This is a genomic window from Micromonospora sp. NPDC048898 (genome assembly GCF_043198035.1).
Taxonomy (GTDB): domain Bacteria; phylum Actinomycetota; class Actinomycetes; order Mycobacteriales; family Micromonosporaceae; genus Micromonospora.
Window position 1 is genome coordinate 1,258,670 of the sequence record NZ_JBICUF010000001.1, and the last position, 20,812, is coordinate 1,279,481.

Below are 20,812 nucleotides of genomic sequence, written 5' to 3' on the forward strand. Positions count from 1 at the left end.
GACCCGACGCGGCCGGTACATCCCGTATCGTCACGACCTGATGGAGACCCTGACCACCCGCGGGCGCGTGACCCGGCTGGGCGCGACCGCACTCGCTCTCGTCCTGCTGCTGGTCGGCACCTTCTGGGGCAGCGACGACGACTTCCCGTTCGGCCCGTTCCGGATGTACTCCACCTCCAACCCGCCGAACGCACCCGCCCCGGACACCCGCGTCGAGGGGGTGAACAGCACGGGCGCCGTGGTCGACCTCGACCAGGCCGCGACCGGCATCCGCCGGGCCGAGATCGAGGGGCAGCAGAGCCGGTACGCTGCCGAGCCGGCGCTGCTCGCCGAGGTCGCCGACGCGTACGCCGAACGCCACCCGGATGCCGCCGCGCTGATCGAGGTCCGCATCGTCATCCGCTGGCACGGCATCCGTGCCGGCCGGCCAACCGGCCAGCACACCGACGAGACAGTGGTCCGCTGGCAGGCCCCGCGATGAGCCGCTGGCTGACCGAGGCGGTGCCGCGCGGTCGCATCGCCGCGTTCCGCACCGTGATCTACCTCTTCGTCGCCGCCGACCTGGTGATCTTCACTCCCTGGGTGCGCACCCGGGTCAGCGTGCCCGGCGAGCTGTACCAGCCGCTCCTGATCGGCCGACTGCTCCCCCTGCCGACGCCAACCGAGACGCTGGTGACGGTGATCTTCTGGGCGTTACTGCTGCTCGCGGTGCTCGCCGCGACCGGGCGTGCACCCCGACTGCTCGGCTGGGCGGTCTGCGCGCTGTACCTGGAGTGGATGATCATCGCGATGAGCTACGGGAAGGTCGACCACGACCGGATCGGGCTGCTCGTCGCACTGGTCGTGCTGCCCACCGCCGGTCGAGCCCGGCACGGCGACACCACCCGCACCGAGGCCGGCGGCTGGGCGCTGCGCGTCACCCAGATCGCGGTGATCTGCACGTACTTCCTGGCCGCCTTCGCCAAGCTGCGCTTCGGCGGCCTGGACTGGCTGACCGGCTCGGTGCTGGCCCGCGCGATCATCCGGCGCGGCACCGACCTGGCCGACCTGATCGCCCAGGTGCCGCACCTGTTGATCGTCGCCCAGTTCGGCATCGTGGCGTTCGAGCTGCTCAGCCCGGTGGTCTTCCTGCTGCCGGCCCGCTGGCGACTCGCCATGGTCGGTTTCTTCTACTCGTTCCACGTGGTCACCATCGCGACCATCACGATCTCGTTCGCGCCGCACCTGGCCGCGATGACCAGCTTCCTGCCGCTGGAGCGGGTGCGCCCGGTGGTGTGGGCCCGCCGACTCCTCGGCCGCGACCCCGCCGGGACAGCGACGGAAACCCCGGACCCGACACACGCCGACACGGCAGTGCGCCTCGGCGACCAGGCCGCGGTGCCGGCCGGCGCGGCTCTGGCGCCGCCCGGAGATCAGGCGCCGGTCCGGGCCGGTGCGGACCTGGCAGCGCTCGGCGATCAGGCTCCGGTGCTCGGGCGTCCGGCCGGGCCGTAGAGCCGCTCCCGCGCCTCCTGCGGCAGCGCGCAGGCCGCCGTGCCGCCCGGCAGGCGGTGCCGGTTGCGCGCCACCCAGCGGTACACCGGCCATGCCGCCGCGCGCACCGGCGGGAACCGCAGGCCCGCACCGGCGATCCGCCAGAGCGGGCCACTGTCGGCGAGCAGCTTCGCGATGGCATCCGGGCCGGCGGCACGCGCGCCGTCCGCACCGACCCACTGCACGGCCTCCTCGCACTCGGCCACGGTGAGGCCGAGCGCGTCCAGGTCGGAGAACTGCCAGGGCACCACCCGCGCACCCGTGGGGATCCGGCGAGCGATGAACTCGGCGCACTGCGTGCAGAACGCGCAGTCCCCGTCGTAGACGAAGGTCGACGTCTCCATGGTGTCCATCCTCCCCTCCCCGACCAGCCGGACCACCACCGGTGTACGGCGGGTCACTTGCACTCCACTCGTACGCGTGTTCGAATAGTGGTCATGCGCTGGGACAACCTCACCGCTCCCCCGGTCGAGGGAGATCCCGAGCGGGCAGCGCCAGCGACACCACCCCTGCCGCTGGCGCTGCCCGGCGCCGTCGCCCGCACCTTCGACACCCCCGAGTTCGCCGGGATGACCTTCTACGAGGTGCAGGCCAAGTCCATCCTCAACCGGGTGCCCGGCCAGTCCCGCGTCCCGTTCGAGTGGACCATCAATCCGTACCGCGGCTGTTCTCATGCTTGTGTTTACTGTTTCGCGAGAAATACTCATACTTATCTCGATCTCGACGCCGGTGCGGACTTCGACCGGAAGGTGATCGTCAAGGTCAACGCCGGTGAGTTGGTCCGGCGCGAGCTGGCCGCGCCGAAGTGGCGGGGCGCGCACGTGGCGATGGGCACCAACGTCGACTGCTACCAACGCGCCGAGGGGCGCTACCGGCTGATGCCGCAGATCATCGCGGCGTTACGGGACTTCGCCAACCCGTTCTCGATCCTCACCAAGGGCACGCTGATCCTGCGCGACCTGCCCCTGCTGCGCCAGGCCGCCGAGGTCACCACCGTGGGCATCTCCTTCTCGGTGGGGTTCGTCGACGAGCAGCTCTGGCGTTCCGTCGAGCCGGGCACGCCGCGGCCACGCCGTCGACTGGACGCGGTCCGGGCGCTCACCGACGCCGGCTTCTCGGTCGGGGTGCTGATGGCCCCGATCCTTCCCGGCCTCAGCGACGGCGACGAGTCCATCGACGCCACCGTGTCGGCGATCGCCGCCGCCGGGGCGACAAGCGTGACCCCGCTGCCCCTGCACCTGCGTCCCGGCGCCCGGGAGTGGTACGCGCACTGGCTCGCCCGGGAGCACCCGCACCTCGTGCCCCGCTACCGCGAGCTCTACCGGGCCGGTGCGTACGCGCCGCAGGCGTACCAGCGGGAGCTGACCGCGCGGGTGCGGATCGCGGCCCGCCGGCACGGGCTGCACCGCGCCGAGGTGGGCGACAACCGCCAACTGACCGAGCCGTCTCCTGCGCCGACCGCCGAGCAGCTGACCCTGCTTTAGCCTTACGTGCCGGGCAGGGCGCCTCTACCTGCATAAACGCTGATCGGTCGCACCTGCTTCGTGCACTCGCGGCACGTGGCGGTCAACGGACAGTCGTCAGTGCGACACGTAGCGCTCGCGTGCGCCTCGCGCCGGAGGTGGCGGGAACCTGGCGCCGGCGCCAGACAAGAACCAGGTATGAACACACCGTCGAACCAGGGGGCCATCGGGACATGACTGTGACCGAGCGCTCCGACGCGCTGTTGGTAACGGGGGCGCCTGAACTGTTCGGGGAGCTGTACGAGCGGTACGGCGGTTGGCTGTACGACTTCAGCGCCCGACGGGTCGGGCGACAGCTCGCCGAGGATCTGGTCGCCGAGACGTTCCTGGTGGCGTTCTCGCGACGCGACCGGTACGACACGTCGGTGGCCAACGCACGCCCGTGGCTGTTCGGCATCCTGACCAACCTGCTGCGCAACTACCACCGTGCCGAGGTGCGGTGGCTGCGGGCACTGGAGAAGTCGGGTTCGGACCCGCTCGGCGGTTCCGGTCAGCACAACTTCGCCGACCGGGCCAACGAACGGCTCGACGCCAAGGCCGCCACGCAGGCACTGGCCGGCGCGCTCGCCGCGATGCCGCACGACCAACGCGATCTGCTCCTGCTGCATGTCTGGGCTGGCCTGGACTATCCGGAACTGGCCTCCGCGCTCGGCCTGGCACCGGGCACCGTCCGGTCCCGCCTCCACCGGGCCAAGGCACGCCTGCGCCTCGCGATGCCCGCCCACTACGCACCGTCCACGTCTGCGAACGAGGGAACCGCATGAACATCAATTCCGACTCCGACAATTCGGGCGTCGACCTGCTTGTCGGCTTCCGCGAGGACCTGACCGGCGCTCCGGCGGACGCCACCGACCGGATGCGGCACGCGATCCTGAACGGGTCGTTGTACCAGCGCCCGGCCCCGAAGCGCTGGTTTCTGCGCCGGCCAGCGATTGCGACCGCGACCGCTTTCGCTCTGGCGGGTCTCGCCGCCGGTGGTGTCGCGCTGAGCACGGTCGACGGCGGTCAACCGGGCGGAGCCTCCGCCAGCTCGACGGACACGTCTCGCCAGTGGCAGTTGCGCGACATCACCTACGTCAGCGCACAGACCCAGGCCGCGCTGGGCAACGCGGACGACTACGTCGTGAAGGTCCGCGACGCCTACCCGGGCGGCCGGATCGACTACTGGACGGACAAGCAGACCGGGCGCTCCCGGGTCGACATCTACCGGGGCGACGGCAGCCCGGACTCCTCACTGGTGACGATCGTCGCCGACGGGAAACAGCGCGGCACCCAGATCAGCCACCCCGAGCGGACGTACTTCGAGTTCGTCGGTTCTGCGAAGGACGCGACAGGCACGGTCTTCGTTCCGAACGACCCGGCGAGCATCAGGGCCTGGCTCGCCAAGGGGAGCCTGGAGATCGTGGGCCAGGAGAAGGTGGACGGGCACGACACCGTGCACCTGCGGTTGAAGCCGGGAACGGCGACCTACACCGCCGAGCTCTGGGTGGACGAGACCTCGTTCCTGCCGTACAAGACGGTCGCCGACAAGAGCGGAAAGGTGACCGACAAGGCAGAGGTCAGCACCTTCGAGTGGCTGCCCCGCACTGCCGAGAACCTGAACCACTTCGACCTGACGCCGCCCGCCGGTTACACGAAGTTCGAGGGCAGGACCAAGGGCGACTCGACGAACACCACTGGCGCCGCCCCGACCCTTCCCGGCGGGCCGGCCAACTGACGGTCCGGCCTGCCTGGTTCTGCGCGGCTCTGCGGCTGCCTCCGTCGGGCGGACGGCGCTACAGTCGGCGGGTGCGTACCGCTCAGCAGATCCTCGCCGAAGCCGCCGTGATCGCCGTCGTGGGCGCGTCCCGCGACCCCGGCAAGGCCGCGCACGGCGTGCCGTTGCAGATGCAGCGGTACGGCTGGCGCATCATCCCGGTCAACCCGACCGTCGACGAGCTGTTCGGGGAACGGGCGTACAGGTCGCTGGCCGACATCCCGCACCCGGTCGACCTGGTGGACGTGTTCCGACCGGCGGCCGACGCCGTGCAGGTGGTCCGGGACGCGGCGGCGATCGGCGCCCCGGCGGTCTGGCTGCAGTTGGGCATCGTCTCGGCCGAGGCGCGAAAGATCGCCGAAGAGGCCGGCATGGACTACGTCGAAGACCGGTGCCTGATAGTCGAACGCGCCGCCGCCAACCTCACCCGCCTCACCTAACCCGAATCCGCCCGCGCCCGGCGCCGGTGGTCGGCGGCAGGGACGCGGCGGTGCCGGCGAGCACTGGAGACCAGTGGTCCGTCGGCGCGGAGGGCCTCGGTCAGGAGCGTGCTGCCCCTGAGTCATCTTGATGCCTCACAGTCATCACGCTCCTGGCCGATGGCGCGGCCAGACCGACCGGAGGACGACTGCCGCGGGCGACCGATCAGCAGGCGCGGATCAGAGCTTGTATTCCTTCAGCAGGCCCCGGGAGATGATCGTTTTCTGGATCTCCGAGGTGCCCTCGCCGATGAGCAGGAACGGGGCTTCCCGCATCAGCCGCTCGATCTCGTACTCCTTGGAGTAGCCGTAGCCGCCGTGGATGCGGAACGACTCCTGGACGACCTCGGCGCAGTATTCGGAGGCGAGCAGCTTGGCCATCCCGGCCTCGACGTCGTTGCGCTGACCGGCGTCCTTGAGGCGGGCGGCGTTGACCATGAGGGCGTGCGCGGCCTCGATCTTCGTGCCCATCTCGGCGAGCTTGAAGGCGATCGCCTGGTGCTTGGCGAGCGGCTGACCGAACGTCTTGCGCTGCTGGGCGTAGCTGACGGCCAACTCGAAGGCGCGGATGGAGATGCCGCAGGCGCGGGCGGCCACGTTGACCCGGCCCACCTCGATGCCGTCCATCATCTGGTAGAAGCCCCGGCCCACCCGGTCGGCCCCACCGAGGATCGCCGAGTCGGGCACGGTCACCCCGTCGAGGATCATCTCGGTGGTCTCGACACCCTTGTAACCCATCTTTTCGATCTTGCCGGGGATGGTCAGGCCGGGGGCCGTCTCGCCGAAGCCCGGCTCCTTCTCCAGCAGGAAGGTGCTCATGTTGCCGTACACCGACTCGGCGCCGGTGTCGGTCTTGACCAGGGTGGCCACCACCGAGGAGTACGCCCCGTTGGTCAGCCACATCTTCTGGCCGTTGAGCACGTAGTTGTCACCCTCCCGTACGGCGCGAGACCCGATCGCCGCGACGTCCGAACCGCAACCGGGTTCCGACATGGAGAACGCGCCGCGCACCTCGCCGGTGGCCATCCTCGGCAGGAGGCGGGCCTTCTGCTCGGCGGAGCCGTGCTGGGAGATCAGGTACGCCACGATGAAGTGGGTGTTGACGATGCCGGAGATCGACATCCAGCCCCGGGACAGTTGCTCCACCACCAGCGCGTAGGTGAGCAGCGACTCGCCGAGCCCGCCGTGTTCCTCGTCGATGGTGAGGCCGAACAACCCCATCTCGCGCATCCCGTCGAGGATGTCGGTGGGGTACTCGTCGGCGTGCTCCAGCCGCTGCGCGTGCGGGATGATCTCCTTGTCGGCGAACTCCCGAACGGTCTCCAGGATCGCCTGTTGCACGTCGGTCAGGCCGGGCGTCTGGGCGAGTCGGGCCATCTCAGCCTCCGGGGATCCGCGCACTACTCGTGGGTAACTGAACGCTGGGTCAGTATCGGTCTCCGCGCCGACCGGGCCAAGGTGACCAGTCCCCACAACCGCTGTGAAAAGGTTCACCGCTGCGGGTAGCGTCCGGCAAGAGGGACTTTTCCGGCACCGGCAGGAGGAGGACAGCTGTGAGCTACCCGCCGCCGTCGGGACCGCCGGCAGACGACCAACCGCCGTCACCCTACGAGCCACCTCGGGACCAGTCACCGTACGCGCCACCGCCGGGCGGCCAGCCACCGTACGCGCCGCAGCCGGACCCGCCGGCGCACTGGAGCCAGCAGCCGTCGTACCCTCCGCAGGGCCCCTACGGCCAGTACGGCCCACCCCCGTCCGGCCCCGGCCGGGGCACCAACATCCTGGCGATCCTGTCCCTGGTGTTCGCCTTCGTGTTCCCGCCGGCCGGCGCCGTCCTCGGTCACGTGGCGAAGCGGCAGATCCGCACCAGCGGCGAGGAGGGCGACCAGCTCGCCACCTGGGGGCTGATCCTCGGGTACGTGTTCACCGGGCTCACCCTGCTGGCCTGCTGCGGTTGGCTGGCCCTGGTGGCGCTGGGCAACACCGGCGACGGCGGCGGCGGGTACTGACGAACGGGCCGGCCCCGCACCGGTCAGCGGAAGCGGGCCTCGCGGACGCTGTTGCCGCCGTCCACCACAAGCATCTGACCGGTGATGTACGAGGCGGCCGGCGAGCAGAGGAAGCTGATCGCGGCGGCGACCTCGTCCGGAGTGCCCGGTCGACCCACCGGCGTGCCCAGCCCCTGCTTGATCTCGGCCATCGTGGACGCCGCGGTGTAGATGGTGCCGGGCGCCACCGCGTTGACTGTCACCCCGTCGGCGATCATCTCCATGGCCAGTGCCCGGGTCAGCCCGACCACCCCCGCCTTCGCGGCCGCGTACGCGGCCTCGGTGGGCAGGGCGTTGACCGGGCCGGCCGTGGCCGAGAGGTTGACGATTCGACCCCAGCCGCGCTCGGCCATTCCACCGATGAACGCCCGACTACACAGGAAGGCGGTGGACAGGTTGCGGTCGATCTCGCCGCGCCACTCGTCGTAGGTCAACTGGGCGACCGGCCGGAGCACCCCCTGGCTGGCTCGGCTGGCGAGGCCGGCGTTGTTGACAAGCACCTCGACGTCGCCCAACTGCTCGGCGACCGCGTCGGCCAGCGCGCCGACCTCGGACTCGTCGGTCAGGTCCGCGACGAAGCCGGTCACGCCCAGCTCGCCGGCCCGCTCGTGGATGCGCCGGGTGGTGGAGACGATGGCCACTCGCGCGCCCAGGTCGACGAGACGCCGGGCGGTGGCGTACCCGATGCCGTCCGGGCTGCCCGCCCCGGTCACCAGGGCGACCCGCCCGTCGAGCCGCATGGTCACCGGGTCGGTGAGGGCGACCGGCTCGTCCGGGCCGGGGTTGCCCGCCGGCGTGGCCGCGCGGGCGCGTCGGGCCCCGCCCGGGCGGCTGACGTCCCGTCTGGGTCGGCTGCCGGAACGGTCCGCGGCGCGCGCGTCGAATGCCATGCCAGGATCCTGCCTGTTAGGACCGGCCCGAGCAACGCGGCACCCGGTAGTGGGGGCGTCGGGTTTGGGGTGTGCTGGCTACCCTGACAGCGCATCCCGACCTGACGAAGAGAGCTCGCATGACCAATCCCCCGCCACCCGGCAACTGGTCCGATCCCACGTGGTCGGCTCAGCCGTCGAGCCCCGCACCGGACCCGACCCTCGTGGCCGGTCAGTCGGTGCCCACCCAACCCGGCCCGGCCGACCCGTACGCGCCGGCCGACCCGTACGCCGGAGGCCAGCCGCCGTTCGGTGAGCCGATGAAGGGTTACGCCCCGCCCGCCTACGGCCCGCCCGGTTATCCCCCGCAGTACCCCGGCTACGGCTACCCGGCCGCGCAGAAGACCAACGGGATGGCGATCGCGGCGCTGGTCCTCGCGCTTGTCGGCATCGCGTCCTGCATCACCGCGCCGGTCGGCGCGATCCTCGGGCACGTGGCGCAGAAGCAGATCCGGCTCAGCGGCGAGGGCGGTGCGGGGATGGCGAAGGCCGCCATCATCGTCGGCTGGATCCTCACCGGGCTGCTCGGGCTGCTGATCCTCTTCTACGTTGGCGCGATCATCCTCGCGGTCACCACGGGCGCGAGCAACGACAGCAGCTACTGACCGACGGGCAGGGTCGGCGTACCGCCGGGTTTCGGGCCAGGTCGACAGCCGGCGGCGGTCGTCCCGGCCCGACCGGTCACTCGGCCGGTGGGGTGAACGACGAGGTACGGCTCATCCCGGCGGCCCGGCCCTTCGCGGCGACGACGAGCGCCATCTTGCGCGACGCCTCGTCGATCATCTCGTCGCCGAGCATCACCGCGCCGAGCTTGCCGCCGGCCTCCGAGGTGTAGTGCTCGTACGCGTCGAGGATCAACTCGGCGTGGTCGTAGTCGGCCTGCGCCGGCTGGTAGACCTCGTTGGCGGCGTCGATCTGACCCGGGTGCAGCACCCACTTGCCGTCGAAGCCCAGCGCCGCCGAGCGCTTGGCCACCGCACGGAAGCCGTCGACGTCCCGGATCTGCAGGAAGGGACCGTCGATGGCCTGCAGGGCGTGCATCCGGGCGGCCATCAGGATCCGCATCAGGATGTAGTGGTACGGGTCGCCCGGGTAGTCCGGGATCAACGCGCCGACCACCAACGACCTCATGTTGATCGACGCCATGAAGTCGGCCGGGCCGAAGATGATGGTCTCCAGCCGCGGCGAGGCGGCGGCGATGGCGTCCACGTTGACCAGACCGGCCGCGTTCTCGATCTGCGCCTCGATGCCGATCCGGCCGACCTCCAGGCCGAGCGTCTTCTCGATCTGGGTGAGCAGCAGGGCAAGCCAGTGCACCTGCTCGGCGTTCTGCACCTTCGGCAGCATGAGGCAGTCCAGGTTCGCGCCGGCGCCCTCGACCACCTCGATGACGTCCCGGTAGGTCCACGGGGTGGTCAGGTCGTTGACCCGCACGACCCGGGTCCTGCCGGCCCAGTCACCCTCGTTGAGCGCGGCCACGATGTTCTTGCGCGCGTCCGGCTTCGCCAGTGGGGCGACGGCATCCTCCAGGTCCAGGAAGACCTGGTCGGCCGGGAGCCCCTGGGCCTTGCCGAGCATCTTGACGCTGGAACCCGGCACCGCTAGGCACGACCGGCGGGGACGACCGACTGCGGCCATGGATGCGCTCCTTCCAGCGTCCGGCGGGCATGCCGACGCCACCTGACTTCGTGGGAAACCTAACGATCCCAAAGGGCGTTGTGACGTCACGGTAGCCTCGCGCCATGACCGGGGTGAATGGACCTGTGGAAGATCTCACTGGGCGTCGACTGGTGGTGGTGACCGGGGCCAGCTCCGGCATCGGCCTGGCCGCCGCCGTGCACCTGGCCTGCCGGGGTGACCGGGTGGTGCTGGTCGGGCGGGACCCGGCCCGCCTCCAGGCCGCGGCGGAACGGGTACGGGAGAACTCCGGTGAACGCCCCGAGCTGTTCCGGGCCGACTTCGCGATCCTCGACGACGTACGCCGACTGGCCGAGCAACTCCGCGCCGCGTACGACCGGATCGACGTGCTCGCCAACAACGCCGGGGCGATCGCACTGCAACCACTGCGCACCGTCGACGGCTTCGAGATGTCGATCCAGGCCAACCACCTGGCCCCGTTCCTGCTGACCAACCTGCTCGCCGACCGGGTGGGCCGGATCGTGGTGACCGCCTCCGGCGCACACCGCTTCGGCTCGCTCGACCCGGACGACCTGAACGCCCCGCTGCGCCGTTATCTCTCGATAGGCGCGTACGGCACCAGCAAACAGGCGAACATCCTGTTCACCGCCGAGGCGGCCCGGCGCTGGCCGGGCATTCCCGCGTACAGCTTCCACCCCGGGGCGGTGCGCACCCGGTTCGCGAACGACAGCAAGTTCGTGGCGTTCGGCATGCGGGTCATACCGTTCCGCAGCCCGGAGAAGGCCGCCGAGACCCTGGTGTGGCTGGCCAACCAGGACCGCTCCCGGCTTGTCGACGGGGGCTACTACAGCGACCGTCGGCTGCGCCGGCCGTACCGGAAGGCCGCCGATCCACAGCTCGCCGCCCGGCTCTGGGCGGCCAGCGCCAAGGCCGTCGGTCTCGACGCCTAACGTGGCCGGCATGCTGACTCTTGTCGCGCTCGTCGAGTTTCCGGTCGGGGCCGAGGCTGCCGGGCACCGATACGAGGACGCCGTGTTGGCCCTGCTCGGGCGGCACGGCGGCCACCTGGAACGCCGGTTGCGCGGCACCGACGGGCAGACCGAGGTGCACGTGATCCACTTCGAGGGTCGGGCCGGCTACGAATCGTTCCTCGCCGACCCGGAGCGGGCCGCGCTGCGGGCCACCCTCGGCGAAGCCGCTCCGACGACCCGGGTCATCGAGGTCCACGAGGTCTGAGCGCCCGCCGCAACCCGGCTGGGCCGTGCGGTCAGCCGTCCAACGGGGTCGGGTCGGCCGGCAGTGCGGTCGGTGTGCCCCGGCGAGCGGCCCGACCACCGCCGAGCACCACCACCGCCACCCCGACCAGCAGCAGCGCCATCCCGACCAGCGCGTACGGGCGGGGCAGTTGACCCAACCAGGCCCAGCCGAGCAGAGCCGCGCCGGGCGCCTCCAGCAGGATCAGCACGCTCACCGTGGTCGCCGAGATCTTCCGCAGGGCGTAGTTGAACATCGAGTGCCCGAGCAGTTGGGCGCCGGCCACCAGGGCCAGGATCGCCAGCCAGGTGTGCCCGTCGAACCCGGTCAGCCGTACGCTGCCGACCAGGCACACCACCAGCAGGATCAGCGCGCAGATTCCGTAACAGATGGTGGTGTAGGTGGTGGTGCTGATGCTGGCGCGCGCCCGCTCACCGAAGGCGGTGTAGACGGCCGCGAACAGACCGCCGGCCAGCGCCAACACGTCGCCGAGGACGGCGCTGCCGGAGACACCCACGTCGGTCCCGGTGGCGATCGCCGCGCCGCCGACCGCCACCGCGATGCCGATCCACACCACCCGGGGCAGTTGCCGCCCCTGGGCGCGGGCGATCAGCCCCTGCCAGACCGGCTGCGTGGCGACCAGGGCGGTGGACGTGGCGACGGAGGTGAGCTGGGCGCTGGGCACCCAGGTGGCGAAGTGGCCAGCCAACGCGACCCCGGACAGGACGCAGAACAGGCCCTCCCGCCGCCGGACGCCTCGGGTCAGCCCGCGGAACTCGGCGCGGCGCCGGGCCAGCGCGAAAGGGCTCAGCACGGCCACCGCGAGCAGGTTGCGCCAGAACGCGATGGCCAGCGCGGGGGCGGCCGCGTACGCGATGAGCGGCGCGGACGACGACACGGCCACCACGGCCAGGCCGACCGCGCCGGTGGTCAGCAGGTCCGGGGACGGGCGGTGTGGAGGTGGGGACACGGGACGTAATCCTCACACGTATGACGGTCAGCACGGAGGGTCAGCACTCCGTTACGATCACGCGGGTCCCGTCGGTGACCCCCTACCGCCCGGAGGCCCTCCCCCATGCCCAGCTACCAGGCGGTGCTGTTCGACTTCTTCGGCACCCTGACCCGACCGGTGCAGCGTGGTGTCGCGCACGTCGGCACCGCCGAGCTGCTCGGGTGCCCCACCGACACCCTGACCGAGGTGCTGGACCGCACCTACTACGAGCGGGCCACCGGCCGACTGGGCGACGCGGAGGCGACCCTGCGCTGGGTGTGCGCCCAGGCCGGCGTACACCCGAGTGACCATGCGGTGCGGGCGGCGGTGGCGTCGCGGCACCGGGCGGTCCGCGCGGACACCTGGCTGCGGGCCGACGCGGTGCCCGTCCTGGCGGCCCTGCGCCAGCGCGGCCTGCACACCGGTGTGATCAGTGACTGTACGCACGAGCTGCCGGCCTTTCTGCCACAGCTCGCGGTGGCCCCGCTGCTCGACGTGCGGGTCTTCTCGGTGCAGGTAGGACGGTGCAAGCCGGATCCGGTGCTGTACCTGACCGCGTGCCAACGGCTCGGGCTCACGCCCGCCGACTGCCTGTACGTCGGTGACGGCGGCAGCCAGGAGCTGACCGGTGCCGAGCGGGCCGGGATGACCGCCGTCCGACTCGCCACGCCGGACCTGGAAACGCACCTGGTGTTCAACGCCGACCTGGACTGGCGGGGGCCCACCCTCGGCGCACTGGGTGAGGTGCTCACCCTCGTCGACGGCCATGTCGAAGTGTTGGGCGGGCGGGCGGTCAGCGGCGGCGGACCCGGTGCAGGCGGAACGGTTTGCGGGTGGCCCGGACCGCCGGGGTGGCCCGGGGTGGCTCGGCCTGCGCGTCGGCCGGCAGGTCCGCGCCGGCCAACGGCGTGCCCGCCGGGCTGAGTCGGTTCACCGCGCACCCGTCCGCGGCCCAGCGGGCCACCAGGTCGGCGGTCGGGCCCGGCGCGTTGAGGCGCTTCGCCGCCACCAGGGGCGCGGCGGTGTCCCACGCCTCGGTGCCCGGCTGCACCCGGCTCACCCGGGCCGGCCAGGTGACGATCCGACCGCCGTGGTCACCGCGCAGGGTGACCTGCGCCTCGGTTGCGTCGGCGAGGCCCGGCGCGGCCTGCTCGCCCGGCCCGGAAACCACCAGCAGCGCGCCCTCGAGCGGGGCGCACCAGAGCGCGAGCGCCGGCCCGCCGGACACGCTGACCCAGGCCACGGCGGCCTTCTTCATCGCCTCGTCGACAAGCGGCGTGCCGCCGGGGGCGTCCTCGTCCGTCACACCCGCATCCTCCCGCATCGGTGCCTCCGCTCAACCCACGAAGGGCGGAACGCTGATCTCGCCCCGGGCCACCGGCATCACCTGGCCGGCGACCGTCGCCCCGACCGCCACCCCGTTCGCCGCGGTGACCGTGCAGGTCAGCGCGGACGGGCGGTTCATCTCCACACCCTGGCGGACCGCGTACTCCGACAGCCCCTCGCCGGGCAGCAGCCCGGTCGCCACCAGCCACACACCGAGACCGAGCGCCGCCGAGCCGGTCGCCGGATCCTCCGGGACGCCCATCCCCGGCACGAACACCCGGGCGTGCGCGCTCTGCGCGGCGGCGTCCCAGGAGAAGATGCTTACCTGCGACACCCCGTACCGCTGCGCCGCCGCCGGCTGCACGCGGGCGCGGGCCACCGACTCCGGCCGCACCGGCAGGTACGGGAACTCCAGCCCGCAGCCGGCGACGCGTGGGGCGGGCCCGACGTGGTCGTCCGCGGTCAACCCGGCGATCTCCAGCAACGGCTCCGGGTCCAACTCCGGCCCGAGGGTCGGGGCGCCACCGGTCAGCGTCGCCCCGGTCAGGGTCACCTCGATCGGCAGCACCCCCGCCGCACATTCCTGAGTGACCTGCCCCACACCGAAGATGCCCCGCCGGCTCGCGGTGACCGCCGCACCGACGCTGGGGTGCCCGGCGAACGGCAACTCCTCGACCGGGGTGAAGATCCTGGCCCGGTAGGTGGCTCCGACCTGGGTAGGCGGCAGCACGAACACCGTTTCGGAGAGGTTGAACTCCAGCGCGAGCGCCTGCATCTGCTCGGTGGCCAGCCCCTGGGCGCCGAACACCACGGCCAGCGGGTTGCCGGCGAAGGGGCGGTCGGTGAAGACGTCCACGATCTCGTAGGCCAAGGTCGACATGTTGATAAACACTAGGCGCTTAGGCTGGTGCCCGTGAGCACGCCGACCCGGGTCTACATCGCCCGTCTCGCCGGAGTCGCCGTCTTCGACCCGAACGGTGACCAGGTGGGCCGGGTTCGCGACGCCGTGGCACGGCTACGGGCGACCAAACGACCGCCGGAGGTTGTCGGCCTCGTGGCCGAGATGCCGATGCGTCGTCGGATCTTCCTGTCCATCAACCGGATCACCTCCATCGACGCGGACGCCGTCGTGCTCGGCTCCGGCACCCTCAACCTGCGCCGGTTCGAGAAGCGCGGGAACGAGCTGCTGGTCCTCCAGGAGCTGCTCGACCGGCGGGTGCAACTCGACCCGGGTGGCCAGCCCGGCACGGTCGTCGACGTCGCGATGGAGTGCACCCGAGGCGGCGAGTGGTCACTGACCCGTGTCGCCGTGCGCGAGCAGACCGGTCGGCTCAGCCGCCGCGGCCACCTGCACCAGGTCGAGTGGGACCGGGTGCGCGGCCTCAGCGGCATCGCCGACAACCGGGGTACGGCGAATCTGCTCGCCGTCCTGGAGGACATGCGACCGGCCGACCTGGCCAACGCGCTTCAGGACCTGCCCGACGCACGGCGCAACGAGGTCGCGGCGGCGTTGGACGACGAGCGGCTGGCCGACGTGCTCAGCGAGTTGCCGGAGCACGACCAGGTGGAGATCCTCGCCGCGCTGGACCGGGAACGGGCCGCGGACGTGCTGGAGGAGATGGACCCGGACGACGCCGCCGACCTGCTCAACGAGCTGCCCCCACCGGAGCAGGACGTGCTGCTGGACCTGATGGAGCCGGACGAGGCCGACCCGGTGCGTCAGCTCCTGAAGTACACGCCCGGAACGGCGGGCAGTGTGATGACCTCGGAGCCGGTCATCCTGCCGCCGGACGCCACAGTCGCCGAGGCGCTGGCCCGGATCCGGGAGCCACAGCTGTCCCCCGCCGTCGCCGCGCAGGTCTTCGTGACCCGGGCACCACAGAACACCCCGACCGGCCGCTACCTGGGCATGGTGCACTTCCAGGCGCTGCTGCGCGAGCCTCCTGCCGACCTGCTGGGCAAGGTGGTGGTCAACGACATCGACCCCCTGCGCCCGACCACCCCGCTGCCGGAGATCACCCGGCGGATGGCCACCTACGACCTCGTCGCCATGCCGGTGATCGACCGGAGCAACCGGCTGGTCGGCGCGGTGACCGTGGACGACGTGCTGGACCACTCGCTACCCCGGGACTGGCGGGACCGCGACGCCCTGACCGCCCCGGGCACCACCGACGCGGCGCTGGACGGCGCGGATGGCTGAGCAGCGGCGTAACGAACGGCTCGACCAGCCGCGTGAGCCCCGGGGCATCAAGCTGCCCCGGTTCGACGCGGAGGCGTTCGGCAGGTGGTCGGAGGGCATCGCCCGGGGCATGGGGACCGCGAACTTCATCGTCGTCATGACGGTGGTGATCACGATCTGGTTCGTCTGGAACACGTTGGCCCCGGCGAACCTGCGCTTCGACCCGTACACCTTCACGTTCTTGACCCTGGTGCTGTCGTTGCAGGCCAGCTACGCGGCCCCGCTGATCCTGCTGGCACAGAACCGGCAGGCCGACCGCGACCGGGTGGCCCTGGAGGAGGACCGGCGGCGAGCCACCGCGCAGAAGGCGGACACCGAGTACCTGGCCCGGGAGATCGCGGCGCTGCGGATCGCGCTGGGTGAGGTGGCCACCCGCGACTTCCTCCGCTCCGAGCTGGCCCGACTGGCCGAGGAACTCGACGAGATGGGGCAGCGCCGGCAGCGGCTGGAACGCCGCCAACAGGAGAAGGACAGCCGGCAGGAGAAGCGCAGCCAACGACCGACCGACGGTGTCGGCCTGGACGAGCCACGCGACGACCTGGACGGCGACCTCGTCCGGGACGCCCGGCCGGACGGCACCGGGCCGCGCCGGTCCGACAGCTGATCGACGGCTCATCGATTGGCTCACACCGCACCGGGCAGCGGCGGCAACGGATGCCCCGCGACGTAGCATTGCGGGCATGTCAGCACCCGTGAGCACCGTCGAGGACGCGATCCAGGCCGCCCTGGCCACCGTCAACGACCCGGAGATCCGCCGGCCCATCACCGAGCTGGGCATGGTCCGCTCCGCCACGATCGCTGCCAACGGCGTCGTACGCGTCGAGCTGCTGCTCACCGTCGCCGGCTGCCCGCTGAAGGACAAGCTGCGTAACGACATCACCGCCGCCGTCGCCGCGGTGCCCGGCGTCACCGGCGTGGAGATCGACTTCGGTGTGATGACCCCCGAGCAGCGGCAGGGGTTGCAGGCGCAGCTGCGCGGCGGCGGCGCCACCGAGGAGCCCGTCATCCCGTTCGCCCAGCCCGGCTCGCGCACCCGGGTGTACGCGGTGGCCAGCGGCAAGGGCGGCGTCGGCAAGTCCAGCGTGACGGTCAACCTGGCGGCGGCGCTCGCCGCCCGCGGGCTCTCCGTCGGCGTGGTCGACGCGGACATCTACGGCCACTCGGTGCCCCGGATGCTCGGCACGGAGGCCCGGCCCACCCGCGTCGAGGACATGATCATGCCGCCGCAGGCGCACGGCGTGAAGGTGATCTCCATCGGCATGTTCACCTCCGGCAACGCCGCGGTGGTGTGGCGCGGCCCGATGCTGCACCGGGCGTTGCAGCAGTTCCTGGCCGACGTCTACTGGGGCGACCTGGACGTGCTCCTGCTCGACCTGCCGCCGGGCACGGGTGACGTCGCCATCTCACTGGCCCAGCTGCTGCCCAACTCGGAGATCCTGATCGTCACCACCCCGCAGACCGCCGCCGCCGAGGTGGCCGAGCGGGCCGGTGCGATCGCTCTGCAGACCCACCAGCGGGTGGTCGGCGTCATCGAGAACATGTCCTGGCTGGAGCTGCCGGACGGCTCCCGGATGGAGATCTTCGGTGCCGGCGGCGGCACGGCCGTCGCCGAGTCGCTGAGCCGGACCATCGGCGCCCAGGTGCCGCTGCTCGGTCAGATCCCGCTGGACACCCGCGTCCGCGAGGCCGGCGACGCCGGCAACCCGATCGTGCTGGCCGAGCCGGAGTCCCCGGCCGCGCAGGCCCTCGGCGCGGTCGCCGACCGGCTCGCGCTACGCCGCGATTCGCTGCTCGGCAAGCCGCTCGGCCTCAAGCCCGCCGGCCGCTGACGCCGACCGCTGACCGCTGGTCGGCATGATCGACTCGGCTTTCTGAAAACTGGGGCATCTCGCGCCCCCACTGACCGGCCGACTTACCGAAGACCGAGTCGATCTTGGCCAACACCTGCGGGTGGGATGGCTGGCGGTCAGGTGGCGTCGTCGTAGCTGACGCGGGGTGCCGGGGCCGGGGCGCTGCTGCTGGTGGCGGTGCCGGGCCCGGTGCCGTTCGACCGCAGGTCCGCGGCACTGGCCACGTCCTTCAGGTCGTCGTGCACGCTGCTGACGTCCGCCCGCAGGTTGTCGTAGACGCCCTGCAACGGCTTGCGGATCGCCGCCTCGTCCTCCTCGCTGAGGAGGTGCTTGCGGATGAACGCCTTCGGGTGCAGGTCCTCAAGCTGGATGTCGGTGCCCAGCTCACGACTCAGGTCACCGGTGGCGTTACGGGCCATGTTGCGCAGGTTGCGCACCAGCCGCAGGCCGTCGTTGATGACCGTGGGCAGCTTGTCACCGAAGATCAACAGCGCCAGGAGCAGCAGCGCACCGATCTCCCACCAGTTCAGGTTGTCGAGCATCCCGCGGGCCTCCTCTCGGCGTCAGCAGCAAGACTACGCACGCCGCCCGACCTTCGGGCAAGGGGTGAGCCGCTGTTCACTTCGCGTCCGCGGCGAGAGTTACCGAGGTGTTCTGCCGGGCGGAGCCCCGTCGAAACTCGACAGACACCACCGAGCCGGGCGCGAACTTGCGGACCAACGCGGTCAGGTCGGTAGGCTCGGTCATCGGCCGCCCGTTGATCTTGAGGATGACGTCGCCGACCTTCAGTCCGGCGCTGTCCGCCGGCCCGGACGGCTCCACCTCCGCCAGCCGAAGGCCACCCCCGGCGGCCCCGGTCGGGCCTTCCGCTCGGGCGCCGATCACCGTACGCCGGGCCTTGCCGGTGCCGATGATGTCCTGGGTCACCCGCTTGGCCTGGTTGATCGGGATGGCGAAGGCGAGCCCGATGTTGCCCGCTTCCTGCCCCTCGGCGACAAGTGACTTGATTGTCGAGTTCACTCCGACCACCCGTCCGGCGCCGTCGACCAAGGGCCCGCCCGAGTTGCCGTGGTTGACCGCGGCGTCGGTCTGGATGGCCGCGTAGTAGCGCATCGGGCCACCCGGCTCACCGGCCTGCATCGTCCGGTCCAGGGCGCTCACGATGCCGGCGGTGACCGTGTTGGCGAGCGACAGTGGCGAGCCGATGGCGAGCACCGGGTCACCGACCGCCAACGAGTCGGAATCGCCGAACTCCACAGGCCGCAACCCGGTACGACTCACCTTGATCACCGCGATGTCCGACTCCGGATCCTGACCGACGATGGTCGCCGGCGCGGTGCTGCCGTCGTTGAAGACCACCGACGCCGTACCGCTGCCGCCGGCCACCACGTGGTCGTTGGTGATCACATGACCGTCGGCGGTGGCGATGAACCCGGAGCCCTCGCTGGTCCCGCCGAGGCTGCTCATCCGGACGGTGACCACGCTGGGCAGGACACGTTCGGCGACACCGGCCAGCGACTCCGGCTTGCGCTGGGCCAGCGCTGGCGCCTCCGCTGGCGCACCGCCGAGCACCACCCCACCACCAACCCCGCCGCGTACCGCGAACGCGTAGCCCAACGCCCCACCGAGGGCTCCGGCCAGCAGCGCGGTGAGCACGGGAATGAGCAACAGGTGTCGTAGCTTCGGCCGACCCGGCGCGTCCGGATCGGAGACCGGCTCGGGCTCGGTGCCGGCCACCACCACCCCCGGCACCACCACCGCGGCCGGCGCCGCCGGGTCCCGCCAGGGATCGGCGAGCGCGTCCGACCACCAGGGCGACGCACCGGTCGCGCCGGCGGTCGCCACCGGCCAGCCCGCCGACGGCCCCACAGCCGGTCCATTCCTCACCGGCGACACCGCCGGGTACCCGTATGCCGACCCGCCGGCCGGCGGCACAGCCCACGCACCGCCCGGCGGCACAGCCGACGGACCACCCGGCGGCACAGCCGACCCGCCCGCCGGCGGCCCAGCCGGCGCACTGCCCGGCGGCACGGCAGCGGGCGTACTGCCGACGCCCGGCGTGGTCGGCAGTCCCGCCGGTGGGGCCCCTGCCCCGGGCGGTCGCGCCGGAGCCGGAGTCTCACCGCCCCGGCGCCAGTCCCAGCCGTCGGTCACGTTGGTGCCTCCCAGTCCGTCCCCGGATCCCGCGCCGCGTCGCCCGGCCACGGGCCGTTTGGTCGCGGCTGACGGGATACCGCTTCCAGGATTGCACGGATGCACGCGGTGGGGTCAGCGGTTGACCCGGTGATCGCTTCAGCCGGAGGCCCGACTGCGCCCCACGACTGTCGCCTCTACGCTCACAGTGCCAACCCGCCCCCGCACCACGCACCGCCCCCGGAGGTGCCCCATCGCCACGGTCGCCGGTACCGGCAGTTCGACCGCCCAAGCTCAGCAGTTCGCCGAGTCTTACGTCACCGAGGATCTCGTCCTGCGCACCGCCCGCAGCCTGGCCCTGGAGGTGGGCCTCGACGCGGTCACGCCCGGCGCGGGCGCGGCGTTACGACTGTTGGCCGCCGCCGGCAACGCCCGCGCGGTGGTGGAGATCGGCACCGGCACCGGGGTGAGCGGGGTCTGGTTGCTGCGCGGCATGCGCGCCGACGGTGTGCTCACCACGATCGACGTGGAGGTGGAGCATCAGCGGATCGCGCGACGGATCTTCGCCGAGGCGGGCTTCGCGGCCGGCCGCACGCGGATCATCACCGGTCGTGCGCTCGACGTGCTGCCCCGGCTGGCCGACGGCGCGTACGACCTGGTCTTCGTGGACGCGGAGGCGACCGGCTTCCATGCCTGCGTGGAGGCCGCGCTGCGGCTGTTGCGCCCGGGCGGCGTGCTCGCGCTCAACGGGGTGCTGGCCAGCGGCCGGATCGGTGACCCGGCCGCGCGGGACGCGGAGACGGTGACCGTCCGCGAGACGATCAAAGCGGTCCGCGAGTCGGAGCACTGGATCCCCGCGCTACTCCCGGTCGGTCACGGTGTGCTCGCCGCGGTGAAGTGCTGATCCAGGCCATCCCGCCGATCTTGCACTTTCTGTCGCCGATTTCAAGGGGAATGCCCCTGAAAGTCGGGGCAGAAAGTGCAAGATCGCGCGGAAAACCCGTGCCGCGCGGGGAGCCGTGCCGCGCGGGGAGCCGTGCCGCGCGGGGAGCCGTGCCGCGCGGGGAGCCGTGCCGCGCGGGGAGCCGTGCCGCGCGGGGAGCCGTGCCGCGC

The 20,812-nt window shown here is 71.8% G+C and carries 23 protein-coding genes and 1 pseudogene; 15 read left to right on the plus strand and 9 right to left on the minus strand.

The genetic code is table 11. From position 1 onward, the window contains the following. Window positions 1–40: 40 nt before the first annotated feature. Both ACGFIQ_RS05935 and ACGFIQ_RS05940 read left to right on the plus strand, forming a co-directional pair. Window positions 41–481: a hypothetical protein gene (locus ACGFIQ_RS05935; protein ID WP_393239730.1), complete on the plus strand. Its 441-nt coding sequence runs from the start codon at window positions 41–43 to the stop codon at window positions 479–481. Beyond that, window positions 478–1,494, plus strand: coding sequence for an HTTM domain-containing protein (locus ACGFIQ_RS05940; protein WP_393239733.1), 1,017 nt, complete (start codon window positions 478–480; stop codon window positions 1,492–1,494). Before ACGFIQ_RS05935 ends, ACGFIQ_RS05940 begins: the two co-directional genes overlap by 4 nt. On the opposite strand, the gene ACGFIQ_RS05945 is transcribed toward ACGFIQ_RS05940, so the two are convergent. Beyond that, entirely contained in the window at window positions 1,458–1,877 is a 420-nt protein-coding gene (locus ACGFIQ_RS05945; protein ID WP_393240382.1) for a thiol-disulfide oxidoreductase DCC family protein, read from the minus strand. The two genes, ACGFIQ_RS05940 and ACGFIQ_RS05945, sit on opposite strands and share 37 nt — an antisense overlap. Before the next feature lie 93 nt (window positions 1,878–1,970). Between ACGFIQ_RS05945 and ACGFIQ_RS05950 the strand changes: the two genes are divergently transcribed. The 4 genes from ACGFIQ_RS05950 (at window position 1,971) to ACGFIQ_RS05965 (ending at window position 5,252) form a co-directional block, all read left to right on the plus strand. Next, window positions 1,971–3,017 (plus strand): Rv2578c family radical SAM protein, encoded by a 1,047-nt coding sequence (locus tag ACGFIQ_RS05950; RefSeq protein ID WP_393239736.1) that lies wholly within the window; start codon window positions 1,971–1,973, stop codon window positions 3,015–3,017. A gap of 212 nt (window positions 3,018–3,229) precedes the next feature. Continuing rightward, window positions 3,230–3,820: an RNA polymerase sigma factor gene (locus ACGFIQ_RS05955; RefSeq protein ID WP_393239738.1), complete on the plus strand. Its 591-nt coding sequence runs from the start codon at window positions 3,230–3,232 to the stop codon at window positions 3,818–3,820. Continuing rightward, window positions 3,817–4,773: a hypothetical protein gene (locus tag ACGFIQ_RS05960; protein ID WP_393239741.1), complete on the plus strand. Its 957-nt coding sequence runs from the start codon at window positions 3,817–3,819 to the stop codon at window positions 4,771–4,773. Before ACGFIQ_RS05955 ends, ACGFIQ_RS05960 begins: the two co-directional genes overlap by 4 nt. 71 nt (window positions 4,774–4,844) lie before the next feature. Beyond that, window positions 4,845–5,252: a CoA-binding protein gene (locus tag ACGFIQ_RS05965; protein ID WP_357075807.1), complete on the plus strand. Its 408-nt coding sequence runs from the start codon at window positions 4,845–4,847 to the stop codon at window positions 5,250–5,252. 219 nt (window positions 5,253–5,471) lie between these two features. Here ACGFIQ_RS05965 and ACGFIQ_RS05970 read toward each other — a convergent pair whose 3' ends face one another. Continuing rightward, the gene (locus tag ACGFIQ_RS05970; RefSeq protein ID WP_393240385.1) at window positions 5,472–6,668 is read right to left on the minus strand and encodes an acyl-CoA dehydrogenase family protein; all 1,197 of its coding nucleotides are present in this window, start codon (window positions 6,666–6,668) and stop codon (window positions 5,472–5,474) included. 176 nt (window positions 6,669–6,844) lie between these two features. Between ACGFIQ_RS05970 and ACGFIQ_RS05975 the strand changes: the two genes are divergently transcribed. After that, complete coding sequence (locus tag ACGFIQ_RS05975; protein ID WP_393239744.1) at window positions 6,845–7,300, plus strand: DUF4190 domain-containing protein; 456 nt, start codon at window positions 6,845–6,847, stop codon at window positions 7,298–7,300. 23 nt (window positions 7,301–7,323) lie between these two features. On the opposite strand, the gene ACGFIQ_RS05980 is transcribed toward ACGFIQ_RS05975, so the two are convergent. After that, a complete protein-coding gene (locus tag ACGFIQ_RS05980; RefSeq protein ID WP_393239747.1) occupies window positions 7,324–8,229 on the minus strand; it encodes an SDR family NAD(P)-dependent oxidoreductase in 906 nt (301 codons plus the stop codon). Between the two features lie 119 nt (window positions 8,230–8,348). On the opposite strand from ACGFIQ_RS05980, the gene ACGFIQ_RS05985 reads away from it, so the two are divergent. Beyond that, window positions 8,349–8,873 carry a DUF4190 domain-containing protein gene (locus ACGFIQ_RS05985; RefSeq protein WP_393239750.1) on the plus strand — a complete coding sequence of 175 codons (525 nt, stop codon included), beginning with the start codon at window positions 8,349–8,351 and terminating at the stop codon, window positions 8,871–8,873. Window positions 8,874–8,949: 76 nt separating this feature from the next. Here the strand turns inward: ACGFIQ_RS05985 and ACGFIQ_RS05990 are convergent, their stop codons facing one another. Beyond that, on the minus strand, window positions 8,950–9,906 hold the full coding sequence (locus tag ACGFIQ_RS05990) for an HpcH/HpaI aldolase/citrate lyase family protein (RefSeq protein ID WP_393239753.1): 957 nt from the start codon (window positions 9,904–9,906) through the stop codon (window positions 8,950–8,952). Window positions 9,907–10,031: 125 nt separating this feature from the next. On the opposite strand from ACGFIQ_RS05990, the gene ACGFIQ_RS05995 reads away from it, so the two are divergent. Next, window positions 10,032–10,856, plus strand: a complete 825-nt coding sequence (locus tag ACGFIQ_RS05995; protein ID WP_393240387.1) for an SDR family NAD(P)-dependent oxidoreductase — start codon at window positions 10,032–10,034, stop codon at window positions 10,854–10,856. A gap of 10 nt (window positions 10,857–10,866) precedes the next feature. After that, window positions 10,867–11,142 (plus strand): hypothetical protein, encoded by a 276-nt coding sequence (locus ACGFIQ_RS06000; RefSeq protein ID WP_393239756.1) that lies wholly within the window; start codon window positions 10,867–10,869, stop codon window positions 11,140–11,142. 31 nt (window positions 11,143–11,173) lie between these two features. Here ACGFIQ_RS06000 and ACGFIQ_RS06005 read toward each other — a convergent pair whose 3' ends face one another. Next, window positions 11,174–12,130 carry a DMT family transporter gene (locus tag ACGFIQ_RS06005; RefSeq protein ID WP_393239759.1) on the minus strand — a complete coding sequence of 319 codons (957 nt, stop codon included), beginning with the start codon at window positions 12,128–12,130 and terminating at the stop codon, window positions 11,174–11,176. 105 nt (window positions 12,131–12,235) lie between these two features. On the opposite strand from ACGFIQ_RS06005, the pseudogene ACGFIQ_RS06010 reads away from it, so the two are divergent. Then, window positions 12,236–12,754 (plus strand): annotated as a pseudogene (locus tag ACGFIQ_RS06010) (HAD family hydrolase); the annotation flags it as partial. A 190-nt stretch (window positions 12,755–12,944) separates the two neighbouring features. Here ACGFIQ_RS06010 and ACGFIQ_RS06015 read toward each other — a convergent pair. Both ACGFIQ_RS06015 and ACGFIQ_RS06020 read right to left on the minus strand, forming a co-directional pair. Further along, a complete protein-coding gene (locus ACGFIQ_RS06015) occupies window positions 12,945–13,475 on the minus strand; it encodes a hypothetical protein (protein ID WP_393239762.1) in 531 nt (176 codons plus the stop codon). A gap of 12 nt (window positions 13,476–13,487) precedes the next feature. Continuing rightward, window positions 13,488–14,357, minus strand: coding sequence for a PhzF family phenazine biosynthesis protein (locus tag ACGFIQ_RS06020; RefSeq protein ID WP_393239765.1), 870 nt, complete (start codon window positions 14,355–14,357; stop codon window positions 13,488–13,490). 33 nt (window positions 14,358–14,390) lie between these two features. On the opposite strand from ACGFIQ_RS06020, the gene ACGFIQ_RS06025 reads away from it, so the two are divergent. The 3 genes from ACGFIQ_RS06025 (at window position 14,391) to ACGFIQ_RS06035 (ending at window position 17,545) form a co-directional block, all read left to right on the plus strand. Beyond that, a complete protein-coding gene (locus tag ACGFIQ_RS06025; RefSeq protein ID WP_357521140.1) occupies window positions 14,391–15,677 on the plus strand; it encodes a magnesium transporter MgtE N-terminal domain-containing protein in 1,287 nt (428 codons plus the stop codon). Next, window positions 15,670–16,320, plus strand: a complete 651-nt coding sequence (locus ACGFIQ_RS06030; protein WP_393239769.1) for a DUF1003 domain-containing protein — start codon at window positions 15,670–15,672, stop codon at window positions 16,318–16,320. Before ACGFIQ_RS06025 ends, ACGFIQ_RS06030 begins: the two co-directional genes overlap by 8 nt. A 76-nt stretch (window positions 16,321–16,396) precedes the next feature. Then, a complete protein-coding gene (locus ACGFIQ_RS06035) occupies window positions 16,397–17,545 on the plus strand; it encodes an Mrp/NBP35 family ATP-binding protein (RefSeq protein ID WP_393239772.1) in 1,149 nt (382 codons plus the stop codon). A gap of 137 nt (window positions 17,546–17,682) precedes the next feature. On the opposite strand, the gene ACGFIQ_RS06040 is transcribed toward ACGFIQ_RS06035, so the two are convergent. After that, window positions 17,683–18,108 (minus strand): preprotein translocase subunit TatB, encoded by a 426-nt coding sequence (locus ACGFIQ_RS06040; RefSeq protein ID WP_393239775.1) that lies wholly within the window; start codon window positions 18,106–18,108, stop codon window positions 17,683–17,685. Between the two features lie 76 nt (window positions 18,109–18,184). Further along, the gene (locus tag ACGFIQ_RS06045) at window positions 18,185–19,735 is read right to left on the minus strand and encodes a S1C family serine protease (protein WP_393240389.1); all 1,551 of its coding nucleotides are present in this window, start codon (window positions 19,733–19,735) and stop codon (window positions 18,185–18,187) included. 298 nt (window positions 19,736–20,033) lie between these two features. Here ACGFIQ_RS06045 and ACGFIQ_RS06050 point away from each other — a divergent pair, with 298 nt between their 5' ends. Further along, a complete protein-coding gene (locus ACGFIQ_RS06050; protein WP_393240392.1) occupies window positions 20,034–20,603 on the plus strand; it encodes an O-methyltransferase in 570 nt (189 codons plus the stop codon). Window positions 20,604–20,812 lie beyond the last annotated feature (209 nt).